Origin of the sequence: Bacillus salipaludis (assembly GCF_030938565.1) — a bacterium.
Lineage (GTDB): Bacteria > Bacillota > Bacilli > Bacillales > Cytobacillaceae > Neobacillus > Neobacillus salipaludis_A.
Genome location: NZ_JAVGVR010000001.1, coordinates 2,703,530 through 2,716,323, shown reverse-complemented (window position 1 = coordinate 2,716,323; position 12,794 = coordinate 2,703,530). Strand labels below are relative to the sequence as shown.

Genomic DNA, 12,794 nt, shown 5'->3' with positions numbered 1-12,794 from the left:
TGTGAAATCTGTTTTCTACCCATCAAACGTGTTAATAGAATCTTCGGGAGTTAACATTAGTTTAATATGAGATTTATCCATGAGCCCAACTTTATTGATTTCAAAAATTTCTTTTTTAGCCTCAATGATGGGAAGAAATGGGTCCACTCCTTTTTCAATTAATTTTCTTTTCATTTCAAAAATAAATTGTGAGATTATGTAGGGAGTTTCCGATCCGTCTTTTCCAAGAGACAAAAATAAAGAATTAGAAGGAATCGTTTCTGATTTAGGTCTTACCTTTAAAACGGCCTCCGCAGTTGGTTTCCCGATTGCAGCCCATGCAATTTCCTGAATATCCCTTCTTCTGGTAAGCCAATAATGAATACCTTTATTCCCTCTTTGTTTTAGTACCTTTTCTCCATATACAACCAGCTTTGCATGGCTGAAATCAATCTCTCGATCCACCTTTGTTTTAATAATTCGTACAGCCTCCCCCATAGAATTTGCTTCTTCAGTAACAATCACATATTCACTTGGTGAATCTTTACTTATAGCAGGAATCGCAAATTTAAGGCTGACAAGGTATTTTTTTGAACTGTTTTTCGCAAGATCAACACCAATGCTGACAACAAAAAATCGTTTATCAATATCTTTAAAACCACCTCCGCAAAGAAGCAAGACGACGATGAAAATAATCACTATTTGGATCTTTTTTAAAGAACTCTTCAAGCTGTTTTCCTCCTTGCCCATAAGAAGAAAATGACGATTGTTACAACTTCAAAACAAAAGCGAATTTGCAGCCAGTAAACAGTAAACTTATTTAATAGAACCGTATTTAAATACTGCACCCCAGCAACGGCACAAACAATAAATATCGAAAGCACAATCCATTCCTTTTTCTTGCTTCCTTTATTCTTGAAAGTTCCCTTTAATAATTCAAAGGACGCATGCCAGTGAACCGATATGCTTACAAGGGTAATACTCATATAAAACATTAAAAACAGAAAGATTACCCGTTCAATTGGGCTGTATACCAACCGCAGGCAATCCGCAGTTGAAATCCACGGATATAGAAATTCATTCGCCCCATCAGACCCTTGAAACCCGATGGGAATTAAGAATGTAGTAAAAAGGTTAAAAAGGCCTAGAAAAAAGACGGCAATAAAATTCCAGATTTTCAATTTCCCTTTAATCACACGATTAAAAATCATCAGATTTGTATACCCGGAAAAAACATACGTTGCTGCCGCAAGTGCTTTTAAATTTGGAAATTCAAACAGATGAGTTCCAACCTCGAACATAGAGTCCCAGCTTAATTGGTCACTTGTTAGGGCTTTAAAACCGTAACGAGCATAACAGGTATAAGTGAACGATTACTTTTTTTGATCGCATCCAAAAGCTGTTCGCCCGTTTGAAACATGTTAATGTCTACAGATGTGAGAAATTGCTTAATACGATTTAATACATCTGGGTCAGCGAATTTTTTATCATGCAGAATCATTACCTTAGTTTTGGAGATTTTCCCCACTTCAGTTGTCTCAATTGTTAAAGTAGTTTCGGGATATCGCTGACGAATTAGTCCCAAGTTTGTTGGCAAGCTTTCACTAAAACCTGATTGTGGTCCTTGAATAGTGGTCTCAACGGTTGTATCTAATACAGAACTATTCCGATCCACCTTGCTATCGAGCATGAAAATGGCATCCTGATAGAAAAGAACTGTCACTCCCCTGATTAACTCATCAAGTGTTTTTTGCTCATTTTCAAACGCCTTTATCTTTGGCTGTGATTGAAGATACGCTAAAAAACTATCAGGAGTAAGTATTTCAAAAAATGGTTTTATCAAATTGTTCTGAAGGATATTTTTATCACTAATCGATTTAATATAAAAAGTTTCAATGTATTTATCCTTAGTATGAAGTTCTTTAAAAACCACATCTTCTGCCTGCTGAATTTTGCTTCTTAATGATTCTTTAATCGTTTCGATTCGATTAAACGTCATTTTATTCCCCCGCGTTCCACTTCTTTCCTTTTAACTTTCCTTGAAAATGGGATTTTATTCCGAAATCCCATTTATCGACCAGTATGAATAATTGGGATGAGTTTCCATTACTTTGCCAAGATATAAAAATGGACCTAGAGTAGTTTGTTACGATAAAAGAATGATTTCCTGTTTTTTTCTTCAAATTCGTTTATAGTTAGTTTTAGGAATTTGAATGTGATAAGGAGTTACTATGATTAGAACGCTTGCAATAAACCAGAATTATGAATTAGTCAAGAACGTAGAGGTTTCAAAGCTGGTGAAGGGAGAGTTTCGCTGGTATTGGATTGATTTTCAAGAGCCAAGCGAGGAGGAAACGGATATGCTGCGGGAACCCCTGGACTTTCACCCATTGGCGATTGAGGATTGTATTCATACATTACAGCGACCAAAGCTCGACTATTATGATGACTATGCCTTTTTTGTCACACAGTCACTGAATCCCCAGACGATTACTAGAGAAGAAGTGGATTTTTTTCTCAGTAAACATTATATTATTACATTTCATCATAGATCCTGCTCAGAAATAGATGAGGTTTGGAATCGATTCAGCTTAGGAAAGGCCGTAAAAAAATGGGATCCTTCCCATGTGCTTTATAATGTACTCGATAAAATGGTTGATAATTATTTTCCCTTGGTCTATCAAATCGAAGATACATTAAACGAAATAGATGAAAATTCAAAGGGACGTTCAATGGAGGCTTTGCTGGAGGATCTATTTGATGCCAGACATGACCTTCTCTCACTACGGCATACGATTACCCCGATGCGTGATTTGCTGTATCGAATTATTAATTCACAGCGGTTGACAAGTATTCAAGGCAGGATTGCTTATTTTTCTGATATTTATGATCATTTACTAAAACTGTCGGAGATGATTGAAGCAAACCGTGAGCTGACGACCGATATTCGTGATAGCTATATTTCGATCAACTCACACCAAACGAACCATGTGATGAAAGTTTTAACAGTTATCACTACGATTTTTATGCCGATAACCTTCATTGCTGGACTCTATGGAATGAATTTTCATTATATGCCGGAATTAACCTGGAAATACGGGTACTTTGCCGCACTTTTTCTTATGGCGTTAATTAGTTTGGGGATGTATCTCTGGTTTAAGAAAAAGGGCTGGTTTAAATAAGGAACGGTCAAAAGGGAACGGTGTCCAGTTCCCTTTTGACCGTTAAATTGACTTGAAAACAATCTCCTGAAGTTCTGTCCAATTAACGATTCTTGGAAGCTTCAAATGTCGATTATAGGATTGATCTTTTATATAAACCCTTAATGTTTCGTTCAAAAGTGTATTTAAAACCTCTGGTTTATCATCAAAATAATAATCAAGTTTTAATCCTTTAATGATTTCAACTTTTTCATTGTCTTGCATCCCGTAGAAAAACCGATCATTTTGAACAGGAAATCCTCTTCCCTTTAACCATTCCCTTGTACGTTCTCCATGTTCTTTTGGTCTTGAAGTAATATAGTATATTTCATGTCCTTGCTTTTCTAACTCTTGTAATGTTTCCACCGCCTGTGGGAATGGAGGACATTCGGTGTAATAAATTTCCTCTAATGAATCGTTCCATAGTTTTTTCCCTTGTTCATCCGTTAATCCAAACGGTTCATGAATTTCCACTCTATTTAATCCATGGAACACATTGAGTGGAACATTTTGATTCAACTTTTTATTATAAAGATGAAAGGCATGGCCCCTTAGATCGATTAATGTATCGTCAATATCAAAACCAATTTTCATTTAAAAATCCCTCATTTGTAAATCGGGTATCCTACGAATTTAAAATCTTTGCCAATTTTTATAAAAGAGGTGTCCTTTAGCTCGACAGCATCTCTCATTTTATCTATCCCCTCTCCTTCTAGAAAGGTAGGTGCCTGCCCTCCGCCAACTAATTTGGGAGCAAAATATAAAATTACCTTATCAATTAATTTATTTTCTAGGAATGATGCATTAATCGAACCTCCCCCTTCAATTAATAAAGAAGAGACAAGGTTTTCGCCCAATATTTTTACTACTTCCTTAGGGTCTACAAAGTCTGCAATTGGAAAAATCTTTATTCCTAATGACTTCAGTGATTTCCACTTTTCCTTATCGTAGTTCATGCTCGTGAATATCCATGTTTCCGCTTTTTTATCCTTCACTACCTTCGATTCTAAAGGGATTTTTAATGTGGAATCCATAATCACTCTAATAGGATTCCTTCCATTCGGAATGCGTGTTGTCAACTCTGGATTATCTTTAATGACTGTGTTAACTCCCACTAAAATAGCCATATTTTCATTTCTAAGTTGATGGACATCTACTCTGGCTTCTTCAGATGTAATCCATTTGCTGTCGGATGTACGAGTGGCAATTTTACCGTCAAGCGAAGTCCCAGACTTTAATGTAACAAAAGGTTTTTTCTCCACAATAAATTTGTTAAATACCTCATTCATTTGTTGGGATTCTTCTTGACAAACCCCTATAATTACTTCAATTCCGGCATCCTTTAGTATTTTGACACCATTACCTGAAACAACCGGATTCGGGTCAAGAGTTGCTATCACAACTTTATTAATGCCCGCTTCAACAATTGCAACTGCACATGGCCCTGTTCTTCCATAATGAGAACAAGGTTCAAGTGTTACATAAATGGTGCCCCCTTTAGCCTTATCACCAGCCATACGAAGAGCATGAATCTCAGCATGCGGCTCTCCCGCTTTTAAATGAGCACCGATCCCTACCACTCTGTTCTCATTTACAATTACAGCCCCAACTAGAGGGTTCGGATCTGTCTGACCTTTCATTGCACGAGCATTATTCAAAGCCAAATCCATAAAAAATTCATGACTAGTCATTACAACAAGTCCCTTCATCTTCCAAATGACCTGACTTATTAATTTTAGTCTTCAAATACTTCTCGTTATATTCGGAAATATCCCCCCATAAAGGTTCTCTGCCTGAAACCACTAAGCCAGCGTTTTTTAATGCTTGAAGTTTTTTTGGATTGTTTGTAATTAACGTTACTGGCTTGGACCTTAATGCTTTTAATACTTGTATTGAATCGCTATAATTTCTGGAATCATCCACAAAACCTAAAGCTTGATTAGCTTCAACTGTATCGTAGTCATTTTCTTGAAGGATATAGGCCATTGCCTTGCTGAATAATCCAATTCCACGTCCTTCATGGTTAGCTAAATAAAATAAGGCTCCATTACCATGTTCCACAATCATTTTCATGGATTGTTTTAATTGAAACCCACAATCACATCTTTTACTTCCAAAAATATCACCTGTATGACAAATCGAATGCATTCGAATAATCGCATCATCTGCATATTCGAAATCTCCATAAGCCAAAACACTTGATTGCTGAAATTCTGCTAAATTAACTGAAGATAATTTTTCAATGATCCGTTCAAAATCCTCTGTTACTTCGTCACAATTTAACCAGCAATACCACTTGAAAATTACCGTTTCGCCATATAAGTTAACAGGGAGGCGTATCGGTCCGACTAAATATATTGCCCCTTTTTCTGTTTTAATTAATTGAATTTTATCTCCTAAAACCGAAAGAACTTTAGTGTCTAATTTGGCTTGTTTCATTATAAATGAATCCCCCTTACGTTTTTAATTATCTTCCCCAGGATTGTAGTAATAAGGATTATTTTTATTACTTTTAATTTCATTATTATCAATAAATAATTTTCCATTGTCTAAAAAAGTGGCTAGCATAATGTTTTCTACCTTTTCACCCAATTTTTTAACCTCGTTCATTAGCCAACCTTGTTCAAGTTTTAGATATTTTAAATTATGATAAATAATTTGCCCGTCCATGATCAGTGGAATGGGAATATATTCTTTCTTTATTGTTAGCTTTAAATCATTAGGTTGAACTGGTCGATATTTGGACTTGGGAATCACGCTAATACTTCCTGTTTCTTCCATCACAGCAAGAGCAATATTCCTTGTGTCGGTGTAGCCTTTTACTCTTAAGTGTGACAATAATTCATTTATCGGCATACGCACCTTTTTAAGTCCTTTTCGATCAATATCACCGTTTCGAATCAAGACTGTTGGACTTTCATATAAAATCCATCTTAATTTATTATGTATGGATAATCGGATAAAGATCTTATATAAAATGACTGTGATTACACCATAAATGATGGCTTTTCCTAGATTACTATCCTCAACGGGCGTACTAATTATATTCGTTAGGACAAAAATATACAATAAATCGAAAGTGTGCATTTGGGAAACTGCCTTTTTTCCTGTCACCCTTAAAAACAAATATCCTGCCAATAAAACAATTAATGTACGGTATACGATTTCCAACTTAATCTCCCCTAAAAACACCACTTTTTGCAATCATCTATTTGAATTATTCCCTAATCTGTGTTAAAAACTGCAATAAATATAAAATGCACATCAGATTTTTACCGAGGTAAAATCTCATGTGCACACGTATAATCAATTCAAACTAACTTACTTCCAATTCTTATAATCCACCTTGCCACCTGTTAAATCGATGGTATTGCGCTCACCTTTATAATATTTTTTGCCATCTTTCTCAATAATTAAATTTTCATAGGTATACACCTTTTGACCGTTTGGAAGATGGATGACAACCTTCCTCCCTAAATCCTCCGACGGTGCTTCAATTCGAATCGTGCTAAAATAAAAATATCGAAAGACAAAGAAACCTACTGTTAAAATAATACAAGCAAGAATGAAAAAGAGTGGACCTTTTCGTGAGTATTGCTTCGGCTTATCATGGTATAGTTCTAATCTGGTCATTTTTCTCCCTCCGCCAGTCTGTAAATCACTAATTTTTAATTTCCCCTTACCTATTAAATTGGTCCATTTATGTCCAATTTTCTTTTGTTTTATCCATAAAAAGAATTAATCACTGCTAACCTATGCGCAAACCTGAAAAAAATTGCCGAAAAAACGATTTTTGTCATCTAGATTTCAATTAGTTGTATAATAAAAAAGAATGATTTTGAAAGGAGAATCGCCTTGTCAAACGCAAATACAGCAGAAACCATGAAATTAATTGCGGACCTTGTATCAATCCCAAGTCCGTCCGGAAATACAAATGATGTTATTACATTCGTCGAAAATTTCCTCACAGAGTTACAGGTTGAAACAAAAAGAAATCGTAAAGGCGGATTGATTGCAACCATCCCTGGGAATGATACGAGCCGGCATCGGATGTTAACCGCCCACGTTGATACACTTGGGGCAATGGTGAAGGAAATTAAAGGAAACGGGCGTCTGCGAATTGATCTCATTGGCGGATTTAAATACAATTCAATTGAGGGTGAATACTGTCAAATTGAAACCAGCAGTGGAAAAAAATATACAGGGACCATCTTGATGCATCAAACCTCGGTCCATGTTTATAAAGATGCTGGTAAACTCGAGCGCAACCAGGAAAACATGGAAATCCGGATTGATGAAAAAGTACATAATGCAAAAGATATCCGTGCCCTTGGAATTGAAGTCGGGGATTTCGTTTCATTTGATCCACGGGTCGAAATCACTCCAAGCGGCTTTATTAAATCGCGGCATTTAGATGATAAAGCAAGCGTCGGAATACTTTTACAATTAATTAAGCAAATCAAATATGAAAACATTCCCCTGCCCCATACAACTCATTTCTTAATTTCTAACAATGAAGAAATCGGCTATGGCGGCAATTCCAATATATCACCAGAAACAGTTGAATATTTGGCTGTTGATATGGGGGCAATGGGTGACGGGCAATCTACGGATGAATACACGGTATCCATCTGCGTCAAGGATGCCAGTGGTCCATATCATTATGAATTAAGAAAAAAATTAGTCCGTCTTGCAGAAGAAAATAAAATTCCCTATAAACTTGATATTTACCCATTTTATGGCTCGGATGCTTCAGCTGCGATTCGCGCCGGACATGATATTGTTCATGGATTGGTAGGTCCTGGAATTGATTCGTCCCATGCGTTTGAACGGACACATCAATCATCTATTGAATCAACAGCAAAACTGTTATTCCATTATGTGCAATCAGAAATGGTTTAATAAGAAACGGAGGCTTCGACAAATAAATGTCGAAGCTTTTGTATTTTTGTGATAAAGTTTTCAAATTGACCGGAAACAAAATGACCGTTTTTCTAGTATTTTTTAGAATCGGTATGTGGTTGCAAAAAGTGTACTAAAGAATTAAAATAAATTGCCGATGCAATAATTTTGCACCGGGTTTTTCAATGTTTTTTATATATACAGTCAGAAAAAATTAATAGTGCTCTCATTTATTTTTAATGCAAGAAAATACGATGGGGATTATGATTAAAACGTCAAAGGAAGCATTCACCTGTTTCCTTGAAAGGGCAAACATTCACACTAAAAATCTCAAACAAACTAATATTTTTTCAAAAAAAAGTTCATTTCACATATAAAACGTACACATATTTGACAAATTCAAACGCGGGGTAATTAGTATGATTGATAAACTAAAAGATTTTTTCTATCGTGAAAAAGTGAGGTGGGTCAACAGATTTATTTACTACCTGATCATCCTCCTCTTATTGTTTTTCATGTACGGATTCAATGATGCAAGTGCTGGATCCTATATTTACAATGATTTTTAATGGGGGTACTACCTATGAAACTATTATCAAATATTAAAAAAATGGCGGATACAAAGCCGGAAACACTAGCGTTCGTTTCGCAGGACCAAACAATCAACTACGGTGAGCTTTGGAAGAGAGCGGAACAAACTGCCTCGTTTATTTTAAACACAGAACTTAAGCCGCTATCGCCCATTCTAATTTATGGGCATATGGAACCAGAAATGCTTGTTGCTTTTTTAGGCAGTGTCAGGGCCGGTCATCCGTATATTCCGGTGGATACTTCGATTCCGTTGGAACGGATTGCAAAAATCATCGAGAGCTCGAAAACGAAACTAGTAATTAATGTGTCTAAAGATACCCTACTGGTTGAGGATACATCTGTTCAGGTTGTAAACGTAAGTGAAATCAAAAATCATTCTTTTTTACCCGTTACAATGGATACTTGGGTAAGAGAAGATGAAACTTTTTATATTATTTATACGTCAGGAAGTACGGGAAATCCGAAGGGTGTGCAAATTTCCGCCGATAACCTGCAAAGCTTTGTAGATTGGATGGTGGAAGACTTCCCTATCAGTGGCGGGCTGCGCTTTTTAAATCAAGCACCTTTTTCATTTGATCTTTCCGTCATGGACCTTTACCCTGCACTCGCAAGCGGTGGGACCATTTGGGCAATTACAAAAGAAATGATTGCAAAACCGAAAATTTTATTTGAGGAATTAAAAAAATCGAACACACAGGTGTGGACGTCAACACCTTCATTTGCCCAAATGTGTCTAATGGATCCTTCCTATAATCAAGAACTGCTACCGGAATTATCCGTATTTCTTTTCTGTGGGGAGATCCTTCCTGTTTCGGTCTGTAAGCAACTGAAGGAGCGATTTCCGAAGGCGAAAGTATTTAACACATATGGTCCAACAGAGGCAACGGTTGCGGTAACTTCTGTTGAGGTGACCGAAGAAATTTTACAGGAATATCAAACCCTTCCTGTCGGTAAGGCAAAAGGCGATACGCAAATTGTGTTATTGGATGAAAACCAAAAGCAGATTCTAGATGATGAAAAAGGTGAAATTATTATTGTTGGTCCAAGTGTCAGCAAAGGATACCTTGGGCAAAAGGAACAAACAGAAAAGGCCTTTTTCATGTATAACGGTGTGCAAGCATACCGTACCGGTGATGCTGGTTATATGAAACAGGGTCAGCTTTTTTATAAAGGGCGAATGGATTTTCAAATCAAATTGCATGGCTATCGTATGGAGCTAGAGGAAATCGAATACCATATAGCAAAATCGAAATATGTGAAATCAGCAGTTGTTGTTCCTGTCTACCAAAATGACAAGATTGATTATTTATCCGTTTTGATAATTCCAGCAGAGCACAACTTTGAAAAAGAATACCAACTGACCGGTGCAATAAAAAAAGAATTGGCTGAAGAACTTCCTGCATATATGATACCAAGAAAGTTCTCCTATCACGCGGAACTACCGATCACACCAAATGGAAAAGTCGATCGAAAACAAATTCGTGAAAAGGTATTATTATGACACCATATGGTTCATTTTCATTCTTTTTCATCCTAGCGATTCTTTTAGCACCAACGGTCATTCTTGGACTGCAAGGAAAGAGATTTCATACCTATAATATGATTGTCTCCGTTCTTGTCTTAGCCATTATTTTTTCATCAAAGCTTACCGGATTCATCGCTTTAATTATTTTTACTATATGGCAAGTTCTGTTAATTCAAGGCTATATCCGCTATCGGAAAAAGGCGAATAGCGGTTTGGTTTTCACTTTGGCAGTAATCGCTTCGATCCTGCCGTTAATGTTTTCCAAGTTCATGCCCTATTTTTCACCGATAAATTGGGCCTCCTTTTTAGGAATTTCTTATTTAACCTTTAAAGCAACTCAAATGATTATGGAAACAAGGGACGGGCTGATTAAACAAAATATCCCGCTCCATCGCCTGCTTTATTTTATTTTATTTTTCCCGACGATTTCATCTGGTCCGATTGATCGCTATCGCAGGTTTGATAAAGACCTAAAACAGGAATTAACAGGCGAAGATTATAAGCTGCTTTTGTATAACGGGATTAATAAAATCTTCCAGGGTTTTTTATATAAATACATTATTGGTTATTCGATCAATCACTTTTTTCTTGCCAATCTAAGATTTATCGCAGCCAATCATTTCGAGAGCCAGCTATATTATATGTATGGCTATAGCTTTTATTTATTTTTCGATTTTGCCGGCTATAGCGCGTTCGCCATTGGCGTCAGCTATATTATGGGTGTTAAATCACCGGAAAACTTCAATTTGCCGTTTATCAGCCGGAATATGAAGGATTTCTGGAATCGCTGGCATATGAGTCTTTCTTTCTGGTTTAGGGATTATGTCTATATGCGGTTTGTTTTTTGGATGACGAAAAAGAAATGGATTAAAAATCGAAATATTACTTCCAATCTTGGCTATGTTTTACTATTCCTGCTCATGGGTTTTTGGCATGGGCTTGAGATACAATACATTGTGTATGGAATTTATCATGCGCTGTTAATGGTCTGCTACAATATGTTTGAGCAATGGAATAAAAAACATAAATGGTGGCCGCAAAATAAATTTACACAGGTTGTTAGTGTCCTGCTAACCTTCCATGTTGTTTGCTTTGGATTTTATATTTTCTCAGGACATTATATTCATTAAGGAGTTTGATTAAGATGGAATTTAGAGAACAAGTAATTGAGTTACTAGCAGAAATTTGTCAGGATGATGCTGTAAAAGAAAATCCGGATATCAACTTATTTGACTCTGCTCTACTTGATTCATTTGGAACAGTAGAATTGCTCGTTCAAGTCGAAGAGCGCTTTGGTATTACCGTACCAATTACCGAATTTGACCGTGATACTTGGGATACTCCTAATAATATCGCCATACAGTTGGCGGATATGAGATGAAACAACCCATTTTTATGCCGCTTTTCCTAGCCTTTTTTGTTTTAATTGGGCTAGTTATCATTCCAAATAAATGGATCGAGAAACTGATTCCGAAGAATAGTGTCAGCGAGGCGGCAACGCAATTAAATCCCTTCATGTTTCAAGGGAAGTATGTGCAATCGAAAATGCTAGAGGATCCCAAGTATCTGCCAATTTATGGTTCATCAGAGCTGGCAAGGCTGGATCGCTTCCACCCTTCCAATTACTTTAAAGTAGCCAATGATGGGTTTACCCCGTTTCTTGTTGGACGGGGGGCTCTGAATCATTGATTCATTTTTTAAATTTTTCCGAGCATATACATCAGCTCCAGGGAAAGAAAATCGTGTTCGTCTTGTCTCCTCAATGGTTTAATCCTAAAGGAGCGGATGAATCACATTTCGTACCAAACTATTCTTCACTGCAAGGATATGACTTTGCTTTTAATCATACAATTAATCCTGAAGTGAAGAAAAAAGCAATCAAGCGTTTATTGACATATTCCTCCGTAAAGGATGATCCAATGCTATCCACCCTTTACAAAGCGGAGATTTCCCAAAATCCTTGGACAAAAAACGAAGCTATTTTCATTCGTCCGTTTGCACTTGTTTATAGAAGTTTACTAGAAAAAAAGGATTTATACTACACATTAGCAGGCGGTATAAACCGTAAGCGGGATATCAGTCATAAGCTGCAAAATAAATCATGGCAGCAGCTTGAGCATACAGCAGACCAATTCGGAGCAAAACGAGCAACGAATAATCATTTTTATATCGTAAATTCACAGTATAATAAAATTAAAGGTTTTATGCCTTCTTTAAAAAATAAAAACATCCATGCTTCCTATGGAAAGTCCAGGGAATATGGCGACTTCCAGCTTGTGTTAGACGTATTAAAGCAAGCTGGTGCAAAACCATTATTCATCTCGGTTCCCGTCAACGGGCAGTATTATGATTATACCGGTTTCCCAAAACAAGGACGCCTCGCCTATTATCATAGAATTAAGAAACAAATTGAGGCTGCAGGTTTCCAGGTTGCCGATTTCTCCGGACATGAATACGATCCCTATTTCATGAAGGATACCATTCACATCGGTTGGAAAGGCTGGGTTTACACCAACAAGGCTATTAAACAATTTTATGATAGCAATGATAAAAAGGTTGTTTCATTGAATTAAACTAAAACGCTTGGGCTTTAATTG

General features: G+C 36.6%; 14 protein-coding genes and 1 pseudogene. 7 read left to right on the top strand and 8 right to left on the bottom strand.

What is annotated here, in order from left to right:
• Positions 1-15 precede the first annotated feature (15 nt).
• From RCG21_RS13415 to RCG21_RS13405, 3 genes are read right to left on the bottom strand one after another with little or no spacing between them, the layout of a single operon-like run.
• Positions 16-708, bottom strand: coding sequence for a Ger(x)C family spore germination protein (locus RCG21_RS13415; protein ID WP_208025326.1), 693 nt, complete (start codon positions 706-708; stop codon positions 16-18).
• Complete coding sequence (locus tag RCG21_RS13410) at positions 705-1,280, bottom strand: hypothetical protein (RefSeq protein ID WP_208025327.1); 576 nt, start codon at positions 1,278-1,280, stop codon at positions 705-707. The genes RCG21_RS13415 and RCG21_RS13410 overlap by 4 nt, the downstream gene beginning before the upstream one ends.
• Positions 1,281-1,306: 26 nt before the next feature.
• Positions 1,307-1,978 carry a spore germination protein gene (locus RCG21_RS13405; RefSeq protein ID WP_133333565.1) on the bottom strand — a complete coding sequence of 224 codons (672 nt, stop codon included), beginning with the start codon at positions 1,976-1,978 and terminating at the stop codon, positions 1,307-1,309.
• Positions 1,979-2,210: 232 nt separating this feature from the next.
• Between RCG21_RS13405 and corA the strand changes: the two genes are divergently transcribed.
• Positions 2,211-3,161, top strand: a complete 951-nt coding sequence (corA, locus tag RCG21_RS13400) for a magnesium/cobalt transporter CorA (protein WP_133333566.1) — start codon at positions 2,211-2,213, stop codon at positions 3,159-3,161.
• 42 nt (positions 3,162-3,203) lie between these two features.
• On the opposite strand, the gene RCG21_RS13395 is transcribed toward corA, so the two are convergent.
• The 5 genes from RCG21_RS13395 to RCG21_RS13375 form a co-directional block, all read right to left on the bottom strand.
• A complete protein-coding gene (locus tag RCG21_RS13395; protein WP_133333567.1) occupies positions 3,204-3,773 on the bottom strand; it encodes a 5' nucleotidase, NT5C type in 570 nt (189 codons plus the stop codon).
• Positions 3,774-3,784: 11 nt separating this feature from the next.
• Positions 3,785-4,870, bottom strand: a complete 1,086-nt coding sequence (ribD, locus tag RCG21_RS13390; RefSeq protein ID WP_133333568.1) for a bifunctional diaminohydroxyphosphoribosylaminopyrimidine deaminase/5-amino-6-(5-phosphoribosylamino)uracil reductase RibD — start codon at positions 4,868-4,870, stop codon at positions 3,785-3,787.
• Positions 4,863-5,618, bottom strand: a complete 756-nt coding sequence (locus RCG21_RS13385) for a GTP cyclohydrolase II (RefSeq protein WP_133333569.1) — start codon at positions 5,616-5,618, stop codon at positions 4,863-4,865. The genes ribD and RCG21_RS13385 overlap by 8 nt, the downstream gene beginning before the upstream one ends.
• A 24-nt stretch (positions 5,619-5,642) precedes the next feature.
• Entirely contained in the window at positions 5,643-6,350 is a 708-nt protein-coding gene (locus tag RCG21_RS13380) for a DUF421 domain-containing protein (RefSeq protein ID WP_133333570.1), read from the bottom strand.
• A 150-nt stretch (positions 6,351-6,500) separates the two neighbouring features.
• A complete protein-coding gene (locus RCG21_RS13375) occupies positions 6,501-6,812 on the bottom strand; it encodes a hypothetical protein (protein WP_308913263.1) in 312 nt (103 codons plus the stop codon).
• Between the two features lie 249 nt (positions 6,813-7,061).
• Here RCG21_RS13375 and RCG21_RS13370 point away from each other — a divergent pair, with 249 nt between their 5' ends.
• The 6 genes and pseudogenes from RCG21_RS13370 to dltD all read left to right on the top strand — a co-directional run bounded on the left by RCG21_RS13370 (position 7,062) and on the right by dltD (position 12,770).
• A complete protein-coding gene (locus RCG21_RS13370) occupies positions 7,062-8,081 on the top strand; it encodes a M42 family metallopeptidase (protein WP_165976210.1) in 1,020 nt (339 codons plus the stop codon).
• 419 nt (positions 8,082-8,500) lie between these two features.
• Positions 8,501-8,650 carry a teichoic acid D-Ala incorporation-associated protein DltX gene (gene dltX, locus RCG21_RS13365; protein WP_081810780.1) on the top strand — a complete coding sequence of 50 codons (150 nt, stop codon included), beginning with the start codon at positions 8,501-8,503 and terminating at the stop codon, positions 8,648-8,650.
• Positions 8,651-8,664: 14 nt separating this feature from the next.
• Positions 8,665-10,173 carry a D-alanine--poly(phosphoribitol) ligase subunit DltA gene (gene dltA, locus RCG21_RS13360; RefSeq protein WP_308913262.1) on the top strand — a complete coding sequence of 503 codons (1,509 nt, stop codon included), beginning with the start codon at positions 8,665-8,667 and terminating at the stop codon, positions 10,171-10,173.
• A complete protein-coding gene (gene dltB, locus RCG21_RS13355) occupies positions 10,170-11,327 on the top strand; it encodes a D-alanyl-lipoteichoic acid biosynthesis protein DltB (RefSeq protein WP_133333573.1) in 1,158 nt (385 codons plus the stop codon). The genes dltA and dltB overlap by 4 nt, the downstream gene beginning before the upstream one ends.
• A 14-nt stretch (positions 11,328-11,341) precedes the next feature.
• Positions 11,342-11,578 (top strand): D-alanine--poly(phosphoribitol) ligase subunit 2, encoded by a 237-nt coding sequence (gene dltC / locus RCG21_RS13350; RefSeq protein WP_133333574.1) that lies wholly within the window; start codon positions 11,342-11,344, stop codon positions 11,576-11,578.
• Positions 11,575-12,770: pseudogene (gene dltD, locus RCG21_RS13345) on the top strand (D-alanyl-lipoteichoic acid biosynthesis protein DltD). The gene dltC and the pseudogene dltD overlap by 4 nt, the downstream one beginning before the upstream one ends.
• Positions 12,771-12,794: the final 24 nt, after the last annotated feature.